Below are 18,774 nucleotides of genomic sequence, written 5' to 3'. Positions count from 1 at the left end.
CCGCGCACAGGCGCCGGGGGCGTGGGGTGGGATGCTGGTCGCATGAGCCTGTCGCACCGCGATGAGTGGAACGCCGGCCCGCGAGGCTTCCGTCGATTCGAGAGAACCGTGCGCGTGGGATCGGGGGATGCCGCGTGGCGGCAGGCCCGGGCCGACCTCCTGGCTTGGCGCGTCAAGACCCGCAGCGGATTCCGGGTGGTGCCCGACGTTCCTGCCGTGGTCGGCGGGCGGCACTGGCTCGAGGTCGGATACGGGCCTCTCACACTCCGCGAGCCGGTCGAGGTCGTCGCATTCGTCGACGAGCCGGATCGAGTCGGGTACGTCTACCTCGCGCTGCCCGGCCACCCGCTCGAAGGCGAGGAGACGTTCCTCATCACCCGGCGCGGCGACGAGGTGCTCTTCACGCTGCGATCACTCTCGCGGCCGGCGCCGACCTGGTTCTGGCGGCTCGCTTATCCGGCGGTCCGCGTCGTGCAGGTGATCGTGCGAACGCGCTACCTCAGCGCCTTGAGCCGAGGCGGCCGTACCGGGCGTTAGCGAGCCGCGGCCGCGACGATCCGCTCGATCGACTCCTCCTCGCCGATCGAGATGCGCACTCCGTCGCCGGCGAACGCTCGCACGATCAGTCCGGCCGCATCGAAAGCCTCGGCGATCTCGAGGGCTCGCTCGCCCACGGGCAGCCACACGAAGTTGCCCTGCGCGACCGGGATGTCCCACCCCGCCTCGCGCAACCGGTCGGCGAGCGCATCGCGTCGCACGGCGATGTGGCGCACCCGCTCGAGCAGCTCGTCCTCGGCGTCGAGGCTCGCGAGCGCGGCTTCCTCAGCCTGGGCCGTGACCGAGAGCGGGATGCCGGTGCTGCGCGCCGCATCGAGGATGCGGTGGTCGCCGATGGCGTACCCGACGCGCAGTCCGGCAAGACCGTATGCCTTCGAGAACGTGCGCAGGACCACCACGTTGGCGTGGCCCGCGGCGAGCACGGCAGCGCCGGTCACGGCATCCGGATCGGTCACGAACTCGGCGTAGGCCTCGTCGAGGACGATGAGGACGTCGGAGCGGACGCGCGCCACGAACGCATCGAACGCCGCCTGGCTCACGACGGGACCGGTGGGGTTGTTGGGGCTGCAGACGATGATCATCCGCGTGCGGTCGGTGACGGCATCCGCCATCGCGTCGAGATCGTGCCCGGCGTCGGCGGTCAGCGGCACCGCGACGGCGGTTGCCCCGGCGACGGCGGCGAGCCCGGGATAGGCCTCGAACGATCGCCAGGCGAACATGATCTCGTCGCCCGGGCCGCTCGTCGCCGAAGCGAGCTGGTAGAGGATCGACACCGAACCGGCGGCGACGTGCACGCCGTCGGGCGCGACCGCGTAGCGATCCGCGAGCCGCGCGCGCAACCGGCCCGCCGAGGCGTCGGGGTAGCGGTTGAAGGTCGTCGCCGCGCGCACGGCCTCGACGACGCCGGGCAGCGGGTCGAACGGGTTCTCGTTGCTCGACAGCTTGAAGGCGTCGGCGGAGGCCTGACGGCCCTGGCGGTATGCGGGCAGCGCCGCGATCTCGGGTCGGATGCGCACGGGCAGGTCGGTCACGATGCGAGTCTACGGATGCCGCCACCTCCGCCGGATGACGGATCGGAGGCCCCGTGGGAGACTGTCGGCACTATGAGCCTCATCATCCGCCTGATCGTCAACGCCTTCGCGGTCTGGATCGTGACGCTGATCCCGGCGCTGGAGGTGTCGGTCGTGGCGTTCCCGCCGGGCGGCGACCTGCAGCTCGTCCTCACGCTGCTGCTGATCGCGCTCATCTTCGGACTCGTCAACGCGATCGTCGGCACCGTGTTGAAGGTGCTGGCGTTCCCGCTGTACATCCTCACCCTCGGGTTGATCTCGTTCATCATCAACGGCTTCCTGCTGTGGCTCACCGGCTGGGTCACCTCGGGCTGGGACTGGGGCCTGCGCATCGGCGGCTTCTGGCTCGCGGTGCTCGCGGCCATCGTCATCGCGCTGATCAACTGGGTCGCCGGCATCCTGTTCCGTCCTCGTCGCGACCGCGACCGCGACCGCCGCTGACGCCCGCACGAGCGCACGCACGCGCCATCAGTCGGGCCTCCGCACGCGGTAGGTCGTGACCTCGGCGGACTCGTCGCCCCCGAAGGCCGCGATGCGCTCCTGGACGTCATCGACGCGGGGATCGCCCGAGGCGTCGGCGAGGGCGGCGGTGTCGCCGTAGGCGTCGATCGAGTGAGCGCCGAGCGCGACGTCCGCCATGCCGGGCGGCGGATCGGCGACCCGTTCGACGACGATGCTGCCCGCCGCGCCGGCACGATCGGGGTGGCCGCCCGACTGCAGGGCCGGGACGAGATCGTCGGTGTGCCGCACCGTGACCTGCAGCGTGGCGTCGCCGGGATCCGCCTGCACGGGAGAGCCGAAGGTCACGTTGCCGACGACGCGGAAAGGTCCGCCGACGCTGAGCCGTGACGTGATCGCGCCGCCCTGCGAGTACCCGACGGCGAGCACGGCGTCTCCCGGCCGTGCGCCGGCTGCGCGGAGGGCGCTGACGACCGATTCATACGACGCCGAGCTGCGGCCCGCGTAGAGCTGCACGTTCGATGACATGTCGAAGGGCTCGCGGCCGCCGAACCCGAGCGGCGATCGGGTCCCCGCGACGTAGACGGCGAAGCGGCGCTCACTTCCGTCACCTCCGTAGCGCTCGACACGGATCTGGTCGCCTTCTCGGGGCATGCGAGCAGCGAGAGCAGCGAGCGTGGTCGGAGCCGCCCCCGCCACGGGCGCCGCTGATCGCGTGACCTCGACGAGCGGCGGCGACGCGTTCCCGCCCCGGTCGGGCGTCGCACGCCCCAGGCCCAGGGCGCCGAGCGCCGTCAACGCGAGGCCGCTGCCCGCGACGGCGGCCCCGCCCAGCAGCCCGAGCGGCACGACAGCGCCGCCGATCTGGCGCTGGAGCTCACCGTGCCGCAGCAGCGGCCACGTCGCCAGTAGCAGGTCGGCGCGTGCGGCCGCCCCGGACGAACGCTCGCGCGCCTCGTCGATGCGCCGGTCGAGCGAATCCGTCACCCGCCGGTCACCGCCGGCAGCGGCCCGACGCGCCGCCTCGAGCTCGACGATGTCATAGACGTCTGCGGCATCCCGCAGTTTTCCGGCGAGGGCGGATGCCTCGGCCGAGAGCTCGTCGAGGAGTCGTGCGAGGTCGGCGCCGAGCGCCGCCGCGGGCCACGCGGTCGCCTCGTGCGCGGTGAGCTCGCGTGTCGTGGACTCGAAGGCGCGGCACAGTCCACCGCAGCCCGTCGACAGACTCACGAGCACGGCGGCCGCCATCCGGAGCCGCTCCGTGTCGACCGCGATGACCCCGCCATCGCGGATGTCGAGGGAGTCATCGCTCACGGGCCACCCATCACGAGGCGAGCCTGCACATGGCGCAGTTCGTCGTCGAGGCGTTCGATTCGAGCGGAGGCGTCATCCGTTCGCGCGCGCCAGTCGGCGAGGCGGTCACGGTAGCCGCGGGCCGCGCGGGCGCGCCAGGCGGTGTCGTGGTCGAGATCCGCCGCGCCGCGACGGATCACGTCGAGCTCGTCGCGCAGAGCGGGAAGCCGTGCCCGCAACGACGCGATCATCTCGAGGGTCCGCGCTGCGGCGGACTCGCGTCCGAGACCGGAGGAGAGGACGAGAGGCGAGGTCATCCCGCCACGATGCCCGCCCGCGCGGACGCGGCATCCTCATTCGACGCCACCGGGGACGAGCGCGTGCGCCGATACGTCTGTGCAGGAAAGGCTCGATCCTCCAGAATGGGACGGTGACCCGACGCGCCGAGCCCTTCCGCGTCATGTTCGTCTGCACGGGGAACATCTGCCGCTCCCCCATGGCCGACGTGGTCTTCCGCTGGTTCATCGACCAGTCCGGGCTCGGCGACCGCGTCGTGTCGGCGAGCTCGGGAACGGGCGACTGGCACGTCGGCGAGCCCGCCGACGGACGCACGCTCGAGGCGCTCGAACGCCGCGGCTACGACGGGCGGGGGCATCGGGCCCGTCGCTTCACGCTGACGGATTTCGATCGCTCCGACCTGATCGTCGCGCTCGACCGGTCGCACGAGCGCGTGCTGTCGAACTGGGCGCGCACGACGGCCGACACCGACAAGCTCGGGTTGCTGATGTCGTTCGACGCGCAAGCGGGAGGCGATCTGGACGTCCCCGACCCCTACTACGGCGACGCCGGAATGTTCGACGAGGTGCTCGCTATGATCGAGAGCGCGAGCCGGGCGCTCTTCCGGCAGCTCGAACCCGCGATCCGCACCACGTCCTGAGCGCCCGTTCACACTGAATGGAGCCTCGTGACCTCTCTGCCCCCGCAGCCCCTGAGCCCGCTCGACGGCCGGTATGCCGCCGCCGTCGGATCCCTCGCCGACTACCTCTCGGAAGCCGGTCTCAACCGCGCCCGCGTCGAGGTGGAGGTCGAGTGGATCATCGCCCTCACCGACCGGAGCCTGTTCGGCAGCTCACCGCTCTCTGATGAGCAGAAAACCCAGCTCCGTGGGCTCTACCGCGACTTCGGTCAGGCCGAGATCGACTGGCTCGCCGCCAAGGAGGCCGTCACCCGCCATGACGTGAAGGCCGTCGAGTACCTCGTCCGCGACCGGCTGTCGACCCTCGGCCTCGACGCGATCGCCGAGCTGACGCACTTCGCGTGCACGAGCGAGGACATCAACTCGGCCTCCTACGCCCTCACCGTCAAGCGCGCCGTCGAGAACGTCTGGCTGCCGAAGCTGCATGCCGTCATCGACGCACTGGGCGACCTCGCCCGCGAGCACCGCGACGCCCCGATGCTCTCGCGTACGCACGGCCAGCCCGCCACCCCCTCGACGATGGGCAAGGAGATCGCCGTGTTCGCGTGGCGCCTCGCCCGCGTCGCGAAGCAGATCGAGGGCGGCGAGTACCTCGCGAAGTTCTCGGGCGCGACCGGCACCTGGTCCGCGCACCTCGCGGCCGAGCCCGACGTCGACTGGCCCGAGCTCTCGCGCTCGTTCATCGAGGGACTGGGCATCGACTTCAACGTCCTGACCACCCAGATCGAGTCGCACGACTGGCAGGTCGAGCTCTACGACCGGGTGCGGCACGCCGGCGGCATCCTGCACAACCTCGCCACGGACGTCTGGACCTACATCTCGCTCGGCTTCTTCGCGCAGATCCCCGTCGCCGGCGCGACCGGGTCGTCGACGATGCCGCACAAGATCAACCCCATCCGGTTCGAGAACGCCGAGGCGAACCTCGAGATCTCCGGCGGTCTGTTCTCGACGCTCGCGCAGACGCTCGTCACGAGCCGGATGCAGCGCGACCTGACCGACTCGACGACGCAGCGCAACATCGGCGTCGCCTTCGGCCACTCGCTGCTCGCCCTCGACAACCTGCAGCGCGGGCTCACCGAGATCTCGCTGTCGCGCGACGTGCTGCTGGCCGATCTCGACGCCAACTGGGAGGTGCTGGCCGAGGCGATCCAGACCGTCGTCCGCGCCGAGATCGCCGCCGGTCGCTCGCGGATCACCGACCCGTACGCGCTCCTCAAGGACCTGACCCGCGGTCGCCGCGTCGGCGGACCGGAGCTCGCCGAGTTCGTGCGCGGCCTCGACATCGGCGATGCCGCCAAGGAGCGCCTGCTCGCCCTGACCCCCGCCGGCTACGCCGGCCTCGCCGACGACCTGGTCTCACGCCTCGGTTGACGCCGAAAACGCACCGCCCCGCCGAGAACGCTCGGGGGGCGGTGCGTTTTCGTGTGAACGGTACGCGCTCGGCGGCTGAATCAGCGCCGGGGCGACGAGCCGGACGCCGAGTCGTCGGGGGTCTCCGACTCGTCGGGGTACAGCACGGGGCGGTCGACGCGCTTGCTCACCTGAGCAGGATCGACGGCGAGCATCAGCAGCGCGATGATCACGAGCGTCGCGATGAAGGCGATCCCCGCCACGATCAGGGCGACGACCACGGCACGCTCGACGGACTCGCGCGGGAGCGCCTGGAACGCGCCCATCGACACGAGGGTGATGACACCCGAGAAGATCGCCGCGACGAACGCGAGGCCCAGCAGCTGGACCGGACGCATGATCTCGCGGCGGGTGGGGTGTTCGCCGCTCACGATGCGACCTCCGGATCGGACGAGGGGGATGACGGGACGGATGCCGCGGGCGCGAGCTCCTCGCGCCGCGGCGAGAAGCCGGCGATTCCGAGGAAGACCGCCACGATCGCGGCGTAGCCGCCGAACAGCCCGACGCCGATGGTGATGCCGGTGAGCGTGAAGGCGCCGGCCTCCTCGATGACGTAATCGAGGCGGTAGGCCGGGTTGACCAGCAGCAGGCCGACCACCAGCAGGAGGGTGATCGCACCGATGAGCACCTCGTCGCGCGCGGCCGGAGCTCCGGAGCGGCGACCGCGGATGCCGCCGATCAGCTCTATGGCCCCCGTGATCGCGGCCCACGAGATGACGATGACGAAGAAGCCGGTCGTCGTCCGCAACGGCGGGATGCCAGCGAGGATCGCGGCGACGAGGGTGACCGCCCCGAGGGCGATCGGCAGCGCACGGCGGCCCGCGCGGCGCGTCAGCCACGCTCCGACGAAGAAGACGATCGCCGTCGCGGTGGCGAACCCGCCGAACACCGACATGCCCACGGCGGCGGAGTGATCGGGCGAGAACGTGATCATGACGGCGGCGACGGCCGCGAAAAGGGCGCGCGCGAGCTGGACATGCCGCACCTCGAAGGTGCGGGCGGCGGATGCTGCAGACACGGCGGACTCTCGCGTTTCAGAACGGGATGCCCCCGATTCTACGCGTCCGCCCCGAGAGAGCGCCCGTCAGCGGCATCCCGTCGGGAATCCTGCCGGCCGCCCCGGCGTTTGTCCTGCGCATGAAGGCACTGACGTACAACGAGTTCGGCGGCAACGACCGCTTCGAGATCACCGATCGGGAGATGCCCCACATCGGACCCGACACCCTCGTGGTGCGCGTGGTGGCCGCGGGCCTGAACCCCGTCGACTACAAGGTGCGTGAGGGATACCTCCAGGGCCTGCTCGACGTTCAGCTGCCGGCGGTGCCGGGCTGGGATGTCGCGGGCGTCGTGGAGAAGGTGGGACTGGACACTCCCGAGTTCCAGGTCGGCGACCCGGTGCTGGCCTACGCGCGCGCCGATGTCGTGAGCGGCGGATCGGTCGCCGAATACATGGCTGTTCCCGTGCGCACCGCCACGCGCAAGCCGGAGGGTCTCGAGTTCACCGCGGCCGCCGCGATCCCCCTCACCGGCCTGACCGCGCTGCAGGCGATCGAGCGGTCGGCCGTCGGCGAGGGGTCGACCGTGCTCATCCACGGCGCGGCCGGCGGCGTGGGCTCGTTCGGCGTGCAGCTCGCGCGCCTGCGCGGCGCGCGCGTGATCGGCACCGCGTCGGAGCGCAACCACGACTACCTCCGCGAGCTCGGCGCCGAGCCCGTGGTCTACGGCGACGGCCTCGCCGACCGGGTGCGCGAGATCGCTCCCGAGGGCGTCGACGTCGTGCTCGATTTCGCCGGCGGAAGCTCGCTCGACTCCACGAACGACCTGCTGCGCGAGGGCGGCGTCGTCACCTCGATCGCCGACCCGCGCGCGGCATCCGAGTTCGGCGGCAACTACATCTGGGTGCGCCCGGATGCCTCCCAGCTCGCCGAGCTCGCGCGTCTTGCGGCCGACGGCTCGCTGCGGGTCGAGGTCGCCGAGACCTTCCCGCTCGACGACGCCGCGGCGGCGTACGCGCGTCTGGAAGAGGGGCACACCCGCGGCAAGATCGTCGTCACGGTCTGACGGGCGTGGATGTCGGAGGCGGGCGCGATCCTGGAGTCGTGCCCGCCTCCTCGATATCCGAGATGCCGTTTCCGTGCCGCGTCTGCGGCGGGCGCGTGGGCGAGATCAGCACTGCGTCGGACCACTGGATCTGCGGGCGCTGCGGGTGGCGACTCGGCGACGCTTTCGATGCCGACCTGCCCCGCCCGGTCGTGGCCGTCGTCTACTACCTGCGATTCGGCGCCCGCGTGAAGATCGGTACGAGCGAGCGGCCACGGCAGCGGCTCGCCGCCATCCGACATGACGAGCTCCTCGCATTCGAGCGCGGCGGTCGGCCCCTCGAACAGCAGCGACACCGCGAGTTCGCGGCACTGCGAGAGGGCGGCGAGTGGTTCACGCTCACCGGTCCGTTGACCGCGCACATCGAGACGCTGCGGGCAGCGGCATCCGAGCCGTGGCTGGCCTACGACCGCTGGCTCGGCGACGCCTACCGACGGGCGTCGTCGTGAGGCGACGTCCGCCGCCGCGTCATCCTCCGGTGAGGAACTCGATCGCGGTCTGACGGAACACCCGCGAGCCGGGCGCATTGAAGTGGTGCCGATCGGGGATCTCGACGAAGCGTCCCTGCGGGGTGGCGGCGGCGAGGGCCTTCGATCCCTCGATGATCGCGTCACGAGAACCTGTGGCGAACAGCACGGGCTGCTCCGGCGCGTTGGCGGGGTCGGGGTCCACCGTGCCCGAGGCGCGCATCCCGCCGGCGATCGCGAGCAGCGCGCGCAGGTCGTTGCCGGGAACGCGCTCGGTGAGCCGCACGTAGTTCTGCGTGACCGGATCGGTCACCTCGGTACCGTTCTCGACGAGCGCTCGCACCTGATCGATGTCGAGGCGGGCGAGCGGGATGCCGTCGGGCACGCCGCCCAGCACGCCGCGGGTGATGCGCGCGGAGAAGTCCTGCAGCACCTCCCAGCCCACGCGCGCTCCCAGGGAGTATCCGACGTACATCGCCGTGTCTACGAGGTACGTGTCGAGCACCGCTTCGACGTCGGAGGCGAGCTGGTGCAGGTCGTAGTCGGCGGCACGATGCGGCTTGTCGCTCGCACCGTGTCCTCGCTGATCGAGGCCAAGGACGCGGAAACCGGCGCGCTGCAAGTCGCGCACCCAACCGGTCGAGACCCAGTTGTCCTTCGTGTTCGACGCGAAGCCGTGCACGACGACCACCGTCGGAAGGTCGTCCTCTCCCCACGAGTAGGTGGCGATGCGGTGGCCGTCCTCGCCCACGAGGACGAATCGCGGTTCGGGCAGCTCGGTCAGACCGGAGGACGCGGGGATGCTCACGGTTCCATTCTCCTGCTCGGCGGAGGCCTGCTCGGCGGAGGCGGTCACTTCTTCGCGGGGTCGTGGCCCCAGTTCATGAGTGAGTAGCGCCAGGCGGTCTCGGTGATGTCGCCCGAGGGGCGCTGTGCGAGGTGCCGGTTGACGTAGCCGACGACCTTGCGCATGTGCTTCAGGTCCGATTCGGTGAGGTCGTCCTTCTTCGTCCGCAGGAGGTCGACGATGCGCCGCCCCGACTGGTGGCCCGTCGATTCACCGCCGCCGTCCTTCTGACCGACCTCCTTCGACTCGTCGGTGTCGAGCCATTTCTCGAGCTCGGCGGGGCTCATGTTCACGGCGTCGCGGAAGTCGTGCCGCGTCTGGTCGTCGTCGTCGCTCATGGTGCGATGGTGCCCGCGGCGTCTGCCCGGCCGCATCCTCTTGACAGCACGATGAGTCAGCGCGTTTATGCCGCCTTTTCGTGGTTTTTGTCGTCGGCAGGTTGGGCGTTTCCTGCACAGTCCGCGTCCTCAGCGACTTATCCACCATCGAACAAAGGTTCGTCGAGGATGTCGGAAGGTGCTGACATCATGGGAACATGACATCGAACGGCGGTCGGGGGCTCGCGGGTGATGGCACCGCAGTTGCGTCGCCGCACGCCGAGGCGTTCTCCGTGTTCGCGGAAGCGCTCGACCAGTTCCATGCGGCTGATGTTTCGCGGGTTCGTGCGTTGGCGGAGCTGGGCCGGTCGGCGTTGCGTGAGGCGCACCGTGACGGAGTTCGTGGGATGGCGTCGGACATGGAGCTGCGGTCGGTCGCGGCCGAGGCCGCCGGGATGGCGCGACTCACCGACCGCAGGTTGCAGGGTGAGATCGACCACGCGATGACGGTCATCGACGACTACCCGGCCGTGTTCGAGGCGTGGGCCCAGCGGCGGATCGAACGCGGACACGTCGATGTCGTCGTGCGCGTCGGCGCGAGGCTTCCGGATGAGGTGCGGGATTCGTTCGCGGAAGCGGCGATCGCGGTTTGTGAGCGGGATGTGCCGTCGCGGGTACGGGGTGCGTTGGAGGCTTTGGCGGCCCGGCTGCACCCGCAGAACTTCACCGAGCGACACAAGACCGCGGTCGCGGAACGGTGCGTGCGGGTGTTCCACGGAACAGACGGGATGTCGAACCTCGTCGCCAACCTTCCGACCGTCATCGCCGCGGGGATGCTCGACCGGCTCACGCAGATGGGACAGTCGGTGAAGGACGCGCGGGTTGAGGGCGCCGGGGCGGAGGGCGCCGGGGCGGGCGGGGCGGATGCCGCGGAGAGCTCGGCGGCGGATGCCGCGGGGGCCGGCGAGCCCGCCGATACGCGGACCATGGATCAGCTGCGGGCCGACATCCTCGGTGACCTCGTCCTCGGCGGGGCGCCCGTGGTCGACCCGACCTACGGAACGGACCGAGCTGGTGGGCTCGGCGCGATCCGCGCCCGCGTTCAGGTCGCCGTCACCGCGGAGACGTTGATAGGCAAGGACGAGAACCCCGCCGAAGCCGTCGGGGGTGCGCTGATCGATGCCGATACGGCGCGCGAGCTCGCCGGGCAGGTCAGCGAGTGGGACCGGCTGTTCATCGACCCCGTCACCCGCACACCAGTCGAGATCGACGCGTATCGGCCCACCGCTTCGATGAAGAAACTGTTGATGGCGCGGGATCAGCACTGCCGGTTCCCCGGATGCCGCCGGGCCGCGATCCGCTGCGAGCTCGACCACACGATCGACTACGCCCTCGGCGGGCACACCCACATCTTCAACCTCGCCCACCTCTGCCAACGACACCACTCCATGAAGCAATTCACGAAATGGGAAGTCCGACAGCTCGGCGGAGGCGTTCTCGAATGGACCTCACCCCTCGGCCGGGTGTATCGCGAAGACGTTCCCATACCGGCCGTCTGCTTCACCATCGACACGGGTGGACCACCGGAGAGACCACCCTTCTGACAGCGCGGCCGTCTCGCGTGGGTCTCATATCCGGCGCATAGGTCTATCCAACGATACGGATGGGCTGGCGGGCGATGCTCGGTGCACAACCGACCGAGGAGTCAGACGTGAGCCGCATCCCCGAACCCGATCACACGCCTGCGGGACCGGCCTACGAGGGCCGCCTGCTCGACCGCGCCGACGACGAGGTCGTCGATCAGGGCGCCCCGTTCGACATCCGCACGCTGATGACCCGGCGTTCCATGCTGAGCCTCGCCGGCCTCGGCTTGGGCGCCGCGGCTCTCGCGGCCTGCACTCCCACGGCGACGGCCTCGCCCGCCGCATCACCCACGGCGACACCGACCGCGACACCCACCGCAACACCGTCCGCGACAGCCACCGCGAACTCGGGCCTGCCCGCCGGCGAGATCCCTGACGAGACCGCCGGCCCCTACCCCGGCGACGGCTCGAACGGGCCTGACGTCCTCGAGCGCTCCGGCATCGTCCGCAGCGACATCCGATCGTCCCTGGAGGGCGGCGCGACCGCGGACGGCGTGCCGATGACCCTCCGGCTCACGATCCTCGACACCGCCCGAGGTGATATGCCGTTCGCCGGGGCCGCCGTCTACGTGTGGCATTGCGACGCCGACGGCGGGTACTCGATGTACTCGAACGGGATCGAGAACGAGACCTACCTGCGAGGGGTGCAGGTCTCCGACGCGTCCGGCGTCGTCACCTTCACCTCGATCATTCCCGCCTGCTACACGGGCCGGTGGCCGCACATCCACTTCGAGGTCTACCCGGACGCGGCGGCGATGACCGACGCCGCGAATGCCATCGCGACGTCACAGGTCGCCCTCCCCGGGGACGTCTGCAGCACCGTCTACGCGCTCCCCGCCTACAGCGGTTCCGCGCGCAATCTTGCGCAGGTCTCGCTCGCCTCCGACAACGTGTTCGGCGACGATGCAGGCGCCCTCCAGCTGGCCACCGTCACCGGCGACACGACATCCGGATACGTCGTCTCGCTCACCGCTCGCGTGGACACGACGACGACCCCCGCGGCGGGCGCCGCTCCGGGCGGGGTCTCACCCCGCCGACCCTGACCGTTGCGCGCCGCGGCCGCGCATGAGCCGGGGCACGACCGCGACCAGCACGACCATCGCGACGAGCTCGACGAGCGTCTGCGTGACCACTACGAGCGGAGTCAACGCGAATGACGCCGGCAGGGCGAGTGCGAGCGGCAGGACGACGAGAGAGTTGCGCGTCACAGTGCTGAAGACCACCGCCCGCCGGCGCGAGACATCGAGTCCGGCCAGACGGCCCGCGACAATCCCCACCATCACTGCGCACGGCACGAACGCGACGAAGATCGGCACGACGGGCGCCAGCGACACCATCGCATCCCCGACCGCGGCCGTCTGCGAGGCGACCGCGACGAATAGCGTCAGCATCATCACCGGCACCATGGCACGCAGCAGCCCGGACGACACCGACCCGACGCGCGGCGAACGGCGCGTTGCCGCCTGCGCGACGGCGGCGAGCGCAAGCGGAACGACGATGAGCAGAACGAACGCTTCGGCGAACGGGCGCGGATCGATGACTGCGACAGACTCGCCCCCGGCCATCGCCCACACGTACGCGGGCAGAAGCAGCAGCTGCGTGATCATGAGCAGCGGCGTCGCCGCCAGCAGCCGCTCACGCGATCCTCCAGCGAGGCCCGCGAAGACGACGACGTAGTCCACGCAGGGTGTCAACAGCACCAGCAGCACGCCCAGCAGAAGCGCCGCGTCATGGGCGACGAACCGCGACAGCAGCCATACGACCACCGGGACCGCGACGAAGTTCGCGACCATCACGGCCCCGATGAACCGTGCGTCACGGACGGCCTCCCGCAGCCCGACGAGCGGGATCGAGAGGAACGTGAGGAACAGCAGGACGCCCAGCACGGGGGTGAGCGCCGGTTCGATCGCCTCAGCGAAGCGCGGCATCGCGAGCCCTACGACCCCACCCACGACCAGCGCCACCAGGAACATCGCCGCTTGGTGCCGTTCGATCACCGCGAGCGCCCGCATCATGCCAGCATGCCGCACCGGAGGCCAGAAGCACCCCGGCAGCCGTCGCATGAGGTGGAATGGGAGAACCGCTACGGAAGGACAGCCACCATGCGCGGAGTCATCATGCACGCCCCCGGCGACGTCCGCGTCGAGGAACGCGACGACCCGACGATCGAGAAGCCCACGGATGCCGTCATCCGGGTGGCCGCGGCCTGCATCTGCGGCTCCGACCTGTGGCCCTATCGCGGCGAGGACCCCATCGAGCGTCCCATCCCGATGGGGCACGAGTACGTCGGCGTCGTCGAGCAGATCGGGGACGACGTCAGCGGGCTCTCGGTCGGCGACTTCGTCGTCGGCTCGTTCATCGCCTCGGACAACACGTGCGAGATCTGCCGCGACGGCTACCAGTCGCACTGCGTCGACCGCGTTCCCATGGGCCGCCTCGGCTCGCAGGCCGAGCGCCTGCGCGTGCCCCTCGCCGACGGCACCCTCGTCGTCGTCCCGGGTGAGCCCACCGACGACCAGATCCGCGGCCTCCTGGCGGCATCCGACGTGCTCGGCACCGGCTGGTTCGCCGCCGTCGCCGCTCAGGCCGGCCCCGGCAAGACCGTCGCGGTCGTCGGCGATGGCGCCGTCGGGCTTCTCGGCATCCTGTCGGCCAAGCAGCTCGGGGCCGAGCGCGTCATCGCGATGTCCCGCCACGCCGACCGCCAGGCCCTCGCCCGCCGCTTCGGCGCCACCGACATCGTCGAAGAGCGGGGCGCCGACGGCGTCGCGCGAGTCAAAGAGCTCACCGACGGCCTCGGCGCGCACTCCGTCATCGAGGCGGTCGGCACCCAGGAATCGATGATGCAGGCGATCCGCTCCGCCCGCGCCGGCGGTCACGTCGGCTACGTCGGCGTCTCGCACGACGTCGAGCTGCCCGGCGCCGAGCTCTTCGGATCGGGCGTGCACCTGCACGGCGGCCCCGCCCCGGTGCGGCAGTACCTGCCCGAGCTGATCGACCTCATCATGTCGGGGGCGATCGACCCGGGTGCCGTGTTCGACCTCACCCTGCCCCTCGACGATGCCGCCGAAGGCTACCGGGCGATGGACGAGCGCCGCGCGACGAAGGTGCTGCTCACCCTCTGACCGGTACCGGGATGCACGGCATCCGATCCGACACGCCGTCGAGGATGCCGCCGGCACGGCGCGTCTGCCGCGATCCCTTGCATGCGGGACCGCGGCAGACCTGGCTCAGCGCCGCGTCGTGACCGCTCGCCGGCGCACCCGGGCGACGATGAGGAGCAGGCCGACGAGGCTCAGCCCTGCCGCGAGCGCCAGCGGCGCGGGCGAGACCTCACCACCGGATGCCGCGAGCGAGCCGACCGCCCGGGCATCCGAGCTACCGCCCGGCGCCCCGGCCGGACCGGTGCCCGACGACCCTCCCGACGAGCCTCCCGGCGAACCCGTGTCGCCGGGGGTTCCCCCTCCTGGTTCTCCCGCACCCGGCTCACCCGCGCCCGGCTCACCCTCGCCGGGAGCCGCCGTGACGTCGGCGAGTCCACCGTGGGTGAGGCTCAGGTACGGCGCCGAGTGGATCGTCGTCATGGGCCCCTCCTCGGCCAGCAGCGCTGCGCGCTCGTCGGTCGGGAAGTGGTTCTGCGCGAGCTCGAAGTAGCTCATGCTGTGCGCCGTGAACCCCGCCTCACGCAGGTAATCGATCGTGCGCACGTTCGCGAGCTTCGCCGGGTCGCCCGTGTAATAGGGGAAGGATGCCGGGTCGGCGACCCACCCCGTCGCGGCGTCCGCGGCATCCGCGAGCCCGCGCCCGTTAGCGTTCACGTGATCGTGCACGTCGTAACCGTGCGCCGACAGCGTCTCGGCGACGAGGAAGAGCGGCAGCAGGGAGAAGTGCGTGTACCAGATGCCGTAATCGCCGACGCCGTTGTTCCGGTCGACCTCCTCCGGAAGGTGCCCGTTCTCGTCGATCTGGTGCTCGAGCAGCTCGACGGCGCGCGCGTTCGCAGCGGCGAGCTCCGCCTCGTCGTCGAGGTAGGCCGCGACGGCGGTCGTCGTCTCGAGGGCCCAGCTGCCCCAGTTGTTCGTGCGATGCAAGATCGACGCCGCGACCGACGCCGCCGTCTCACGCAGGAAGCCGGCGAACACGGCCTCGGACGCCGCGCTCCACACCGACGTGCCGCGCAGCAGCTCCGCGGCGTGAACGAAGGCCGGGAAGTGGTAGCTGAAGGCGAGCGCGGAGTCCTCACGGGTGCGAACGCATTCGACCGTCGTGGTCCAGGAATCGATGAACTGCGCGGCGTGCGCGCCGTAGCGGGCATCACCCGACAGGCGATACGCCAATGCGAGCTCGTAGGCGGTGTTCGCGTCGTTCTGCAGCCCGTCCCGCGCCGCACGGTGCGCGGTCGGATCGTTGTAGAAGAACGGCACGAAGAAGGTCGTCGGAGGAGCAGGTGCTCGCTCGAGACCCGCGTCGGCGGCCGTGAGCAGACGCGCGTACGCAGACGTCTGCGGCTGCTCCCCCGCCGCGATGCGCGCCGACACCGCCTCGATGCGTGCGTCGCTGACGAGCACCTCGCCGCGACCCGCATCCGTCACCGGTGCACCCGACCAGCCGACGCAGTCGGTCGGCACTGGCTCAGCGCGGTCGATGACGCCCGACAGCTGCACGGAGTCGACCGACATCCGGACGTCGCGATGCGCCGCGAGCGCGAACCCGCTACCCGAGAAGGCGGCGTCCGTGACATCGATCAGCGTCGTCGCCTCGCCGACGTCGCCGAGGCCGACCCGAATCCGCTCGCCGTCGAGCGACGCCGTGACCGTGACCGGGCCGGACCCGGGGCGGGCATCGGTCTGCGCTGTGCCGAGCACGGCGACCTGCCCGTCGCCGGCGGCGCGGATGACCGCCAGCTCGCCGCTGTTGCGGACGAAAACGGTGTAACCGGACTGCGTGTAGTCATCGGCCGTGCCGGTGCGCCGCACCGTGAAGCCCGCCCACGCGCTGGCTCCCCCGCCCGCAGAGGCGAAGGTCACCGTCGCCGTCGCCTCCCCGTCGAGGCCGCGGCCGGTCAGCGCGAGGATCGACCCGCGTGACGCCCCCGGCTGCACGACTCTGGCGACGCCGTCCGCCGCCTCCCACGTCCCGGCTGCGGGCAGCCAGTCGGGAGTCAGCTCGTCGAACCCGTCCTCGATCGTCGCGGACGGGGCCGCAGCGGCGACCGCGGGCAGAGCCGGTATCGCGAGCGCGACGACTCCGATCACAGCGAGCGAGAATCTCCATCGATTCTTCATGTCGTACCTTTCGTCGGGGTCTTCGGGGTTCACATCACGCGCAGCGACACGATCCGCGCCTGCGCGGCACCGTTCGTGGCCGCCACCCGCACCCGCAGGCCCCTGACCCCGTCGACCTCGACGTCGTGAACACGCTGTCGTCGGCGGTTCGCCGTCACGCTGACCCGTTCGACCCAGACGCCGTCGGCGCCGCAGGTCTCCACGACGTAGTCGCGAACCAGCTCGGGGAACACGCGGTCGGGCGTGCGGTGGTGATGCAGCGTGTTGAGCTCGACGTCGGTGTCGTCATCGAACACCAGTCGCACGGCCGTGATCGACTGCTCGTCATCCCAGGCGAGGGCGAGGTGCGGCGCCGCGTCGTCGGGACCCGACATCCACAGGTTCGGACCGCCGAAGAACCGCTGATAGCCGCCGACCGCCTGCTGGGCCGCGAAGGCCGACGTCTGGGGATGCAGGCGCACGCGCGGCGTGCGTCCTCGCATCGGGATCGCCGGCCACGCGATGACGCTCTCGGACTCGTCGACGGCGACGTTCTGATCACCGTCGGCCTGAGGTCGGTGCGGCAGGGTCAGCACTCCCGGCACCTGCGCCTCGGCGAGGACGACGCTCACATCGGGATCGGCGCCCAGGACCACGACGACGTTCTCGGGCTCATCCGGAGTCCACACGAGCGGCAACCGCACCCACTGCGGGTCGGCGGCTGCCCTCACGTCGACCGAGACCCGCATCCGTTCGTCGATGGGAACCGCGTTCTGCCGCCGCCCGGTGGTCCACAGCCCGGCGGTGAGGGTGGCAGCGCGGGCCACCTTCAGCAGAACGTCGACGCCGTCGAGCTGCGGGTCCACCGGGACGAGCACGCCGAGGTCGGAGTCGAGCGGGTGCTCGGCGACAGCGGCATCCGGCACGAGTTCGACGGGGTCGAGCGTGGTCGCCACCGATGACGCTGATACGCGGGCCTGCCGCGCCAGGTCGGCCGGATCGGTGTTGCGCACGCCGAACACCGAGGCATCCTGGCGTAGGAGCACCTGGCGCAGCTCGTCGGCGTGGTCGGCAGCCAGCGCGCGCGGACGCACCCCGAGGTCGAGCGCGAGCGCGGCTCCGGTTCCCGCCGCCTCGCCGCCCGCGCCGCATGTGGCCATGACACGGGTCGAGCCGAACGCGACATGGCTCGCCGAGATGTCGCGCCCCGCCACCAGCAAGTTCGCGACGTTGCGCGAGTAGTAGCTGCGGAACGGGATGCCGTAGATGCCGTTCGAGTACCGCTGGTGAGCCCCGGCCTCGGTGGCGTACATGCCCTCGACCGGGTGCAGGTCGATCGACCAGCCGCCGAACGCGACCGCGTCGTGGTGGTCGACCTGATCGAGGATGTCGTTCTGGGTCAGCACATGGTCCCCCAGGAATCGGCGGTACTCGCGCTTGCCCGGGATCGTGCCGACCCATTCGAGATCGAGGGTGTCGGCGTCGAAGCGGCCCGAGTTCTTGATGTAGTCCCAGATGCCGAAGATGACGGAGCGCAGTTCGTCGCGGATCGCCTCGTTGTCGTGCACGGTGTCGAGGTGGCCGCCCCACTCGATCCACCAGTAGTGCGCGCCCGAGTCGCCGGACCGCAGGATCCGCGACGTCGGGATCGGGGTGGCCGTGATGTCCTTCGCCGAGTCCGGCGCGACGAAGTCGACCGGTCGTCCCACATCCTTCGTGTAGAAGAGGATCGTCGAGCCGAGGAGCTCGTCATCGGCCGTCTCGGGCGCCCACGCCTCACCGAACTCGCCGCGGGCCTCGCGACCGATCCGGAAGTCGGCGCCGGCCAGGTACCCGATGAGACCGTCGCCGGTGCAGTCGAGGACGTACGGGCTCCGGAACGTCGTGGCGATCTCCGAGCCCATCGTCCACCCGTGCACAGCCGTCACGACCCGCTCGCCGTCGACGTCGTCGGTGTCGATCTCGCGCACATCCGTGTTGAGGAACAACCGGATGTTGGGCTCGGCCCGCACCGCGTCGAGCACGACCTCGTCCCAGATGATGGGGTTCCCCTCCGGGTTGCGGTACTGGTTCTCGACGTAGAGCTCGCCGATCACGCCGCTCTCGCGGGCGAACCGCTGGATGCCGTGCGACGTCGCGCCGACGACCCAGACCCGCACCTCCGACGACGAGTTGCCGCCCAGCACCGGCCGGTTGCCGATGAGCGCCACCCGCTTCCCCAGCCGCGCGGCGCTGATCGCCGCGCAGACGCCGGCGAGGCCGCCGCCGACGACGGTGATGTCGGATTCGATGTTCTGAGTGCGCATGGTTCCTTCAGGGCAGGGGGATCACCGGCGGGAGCGAGACGGCTCCCGCCGGTCGGATGGCGGT

The 18,774-nt window shown here is 70.8% G+C and carries 19 protein-coding genes; 9 read left to right on the top strand and 10 right to left on the bottom strand.

What is annotated here, in order from left to right:
- Positions 1–42: 42 nt before the first annotated feature.
- A complete protein-coding gene (locus tag ACI2K6_RS09720) occupies positions 43–537 on the top strand; it encodes a DUF1990 family protein (RefSeq protein ID WP_112615267.1) in 495 nt (164 codons plus the stop codon).
- Here the strand turns inward: ACI2K6_RS09720 and ACI2K6_RS09715 are convergent.
- Positions 534–1,589 (bottom strand): histidinol-phosphate transaminase, encoded by a 1,056-nt coding sequence (locus ACI2K6_RS09715; protein ID WP_282501705.1) that lies wholly within the window; start codon positions 1,587–1,589, stop codon positions 534–536. The genes ACI2K6_RS09720 and ACI2K6_RS09715 overlap by 4 nt on opposite strands.
- 72 nt (positions 1,590–1,661) lie before the next feature.
- On the opposite strand from ACI2K6_RS09715, the gene ACI2K6_RS09710 reads away from it, so the two are divergent.
- Positions 1,662–2,069 carry a phage holin family protein gene (locus ACI2K6_RS09710; RefSeq protein ID WP_274179512.1) on the top strand — a complete coding sequence of 136 codons (408 nt, stop codon included), beginning with the start codon at positions 1,662–1,664 and terminating at the stop codon, positions 2,067–2,069.
- 27 nt (positions 2,070–2,096) lie between these two features.
- On the opposite strand, the gene ACI2K6_RS09705 is transcribed toward ACI2K6_RS09710, so the two are convergent.
- Together ACI2K6_RS09705 and ACI2K6_RS09700 are read right to left on the bottom strand one after the other, a co-directional pair.
- On the bottom strand, positions 2,097–3,401 hold the full coding sequence (locus tag ACI2K6_RS09705; RefSeq protein ID WP_282501706.1) for a hypothetical protein: 1,305 nt from the start codon (positions 3,399–3,401) through the stop codon (positions 2,097–2,099).
- A complete protein-coding gene (locus tag ACI2K6_RS09700) occupies positions 3,398–3,697 on the bottom strand; it encodes a hypothetical protein (RefSeq protein WP_274179514.1) in 300 nt (99 codons plus the stop codon). The genes ACI2K6_RS09705 and ACI2K6_RS09700 overlap by 4 nt, the downstream gene beginning before the upstream one ends.
- 143 nt (positions 3,698–3,840) lie before the next feature.
- Here ACI2K6_RS09700 and ACI2K6_RS09695 point away from each other — a divergent pair, with 143 nt between their 5' ends.
- Together ACI2K6_RS09695 and purB are read left to right on the top strand one after the other, a co-directional pair.
- Positions 3,841–4,317, top strand: coding sequence for a low molecular weight protein-tyrosine-phosphatase (locus ACI2K6_RS09695; protein ID WP_112616901.1), 477 nt, complete (start codon positions 3,841–3,843; stop codon positions 4,315–4,317).
- A gap of 27 nt (positions 4,318–4,344) precedes the next feature.
- A complete protein-coding gene (purB, locus tag ACI2K6_RS09690; RefSeq protein ID WP_274179515.1) occupies positions 4,345–5,727 on the top strand; it encodes an adenylosuccinate lyase in 1,383 nt (460 codons plus the stop codon).
- An 80-nt stretch (positions 5,728–5,807) separates the two neighbouring features.
- Here purB and ACI2K6_RS09685 read toward each other — a convergent pair whose 3' ends face one another.
- Entirely contained in the window at positions 5,808–6,137 is a 330-nt protein-coding gene (locus ACI2K6_RS09685; protein ID WP_112615279.1) for an amino acid transporter, read from the bottom strand.
- Positions 6,134–6,784, bottom strand: coding sequence for an acyl-CoA synthetase (locus tag ACI2K6_RS09680; protein WP_269268352.1), 651 nt, complete (start codon positions 6,782–6,784; stop codon positions 6,134–6,136). The genes ACI2K6_RS09685 and ACI2K6_RS09680 overlap by 4 nt, the downstream gene beginning before the upstream one ends.
- Before the next feature lie 119 nt (positions 6,785–6,903).
- Between ACI2K6_RS09680 and ACI2K6_RS09675 the strand changes: the two genes are divergently transcribed.
- Positions 6,904–7,827 (top strand): NADP-dependent oxidoreductase, encoded by a 924-nt coding sequence (locus ACI2K6_RS09675; protein WP_282501708.1) that lies wholly within the window; start codon positions 6,904–6,906, stop codon positions 7,825–7,827.
- Between the two features lie 95 nt (positions 7,828–7,922).
- Positions 7,923–8,315: a GIY-YIG nuclease family protein gene (locus tag ACI2K6_RS09670; RefSeq protein WP_404568488.1), complete on the top strand. Its 393-nt coding sequence runs from the start codon at positions 7,923–7,925 to the stop codon at positions 8,313–8,315.
- A 19-nt stretch (positions 8,316–8,334) separates the two neighbouring features.
- Here the strand turns inward: ACI2K6_RS09670 and ACI2K6_RS09665 are convergent, their stop codons facing one another.
- Complete coding sequence (locus ACI2K6_RS09665; protein ID WP_269268355.1) at positions 8,335–9,141, bottom strand: alpha/beta fold hydrolase; 807 nt, start codon at positions 9,139–9,141, stop codon at positions 8,335–8,337.
- Positions 9,142–9,185: 44 nt separating this feature from the next.
- Positions 9,186–9,518, bottom strand: coding sequence for a DUF3140 domain-containing protein (locus ACI2K6_RS09660; RefSeq protein WP_269268357.1), 333 nt, complete (start codon positions 9,516–9,518; stop codon positions 9,186–9,188).
- Between the two features lie 197 nt (positions 9,519–9,715).
- On the opposite strand from ACI2K6_RS09660, the gene ACI2K6_RS09655 reads away from it, so the two are divergent.
- Both ACI2K6_RS09655 and ACI2K6_RS09650 read left to right on the top strand, forming a co-directional pair.
- Positions 9,716–11,101 carry a DUF222 domain-containing protein gene (locus ACI2K6_RS09655; protein ID WP_404568487.1) on the top strand — a complete coding sequence of 462 codons (1,386 nt, stop codon included), beginning with the start codon at positions 9,716–9,718 and terminating at the stop codon, positions 11,099–11,101.
- A 107-nt stretch (positions 11,102–11,208) separates the two neighbouring features.
- A complete protein-coding gene (locus tag ACI2K6_RS09650; protein WP_404568486.1) occupies positions 11,209–12,183 on the top strand; it encodes an intradiol ring-cleavage dioxygenase in 975 nt (324 codons plus the stop codon).
- Here the strand turns inward: ACI2K6_RS09650 and ACI2K6_RS09645 are convergent.
- A complete protein-coding gene (locus ACI2K6_RS09645; protein WP_404568485.1) occupies positions 12,166–13,155 on the bottom strand; it encodes an arsenic resistance protein in 990 nt (329 codons plus the stop codon). The two genes, ACI2K6_RS09650 and ACI2K6_RS09645, sit on opposite strands and share 18 nt — an antisense overlap.
- Before the next feature lie 87 nt (positions 13,156–13,242).
- Here ACI2K6_RS09645 and ACI2K6_RS09640 point away from each other — a divergent pair, with 87 nt between their 5' ends.
- The gene (locus ACI2K6_RS09640; protein ID WP_404568484.1) at positions 13,243–14,265 is read left to right on the top strand and encodes a zinc-dependent alcohol dehydrogenase family protein; all 1,023 of its coding nucleotides are present in this window, start codon (positions 13,243–13,245) and stop codon (positions 14,263–14,265) included.
- A gap of 105 nt (positions 14,266–14,370) precedes the next feature.
- Here the strand turns inward: ACI2K6_RS09640 and ACI2K6_RS09635 are convergent, their stop codons facing one another.
- The gene (locus tag ACI2K6_RS09635; protein WP_404568483.1) at positions 14,371–16,425 is read right to left on the bottom strand and encodes an alginate lyase family protein; all 2,055 of its coding nucleotides are present in this window, start codon (positions 16,423–16,425) and stop codon (positions 14,371–14,373) included.
- Positions 16,426–16,454: 29 nt separating this feature from the next.
- Entirely contained in the window at positions 16,455–18,710 is a 2,256-nt protein-coding gene (locus ACI2K6_RS09630; RefSeq protein WP_404568482.1) for an FAD-dependent oxidoreductase, read from the bottom strand.
- Positions 18,711–18,774 lie beyond the last annotated feature (64 nt).

It is taken from the genome of Microbacterium sp. NPDC006705 (assembly GCF_044903545.1).
GTDB lineage: Bacteria > Actinomycetota > Actinomycetes > Actinomycetales > Microbacteriaceae > Microbacterium > Microbacterium plantarum.
This window is presented reverse-complemented; position numbering and strand designations above follow the sequence as displayed.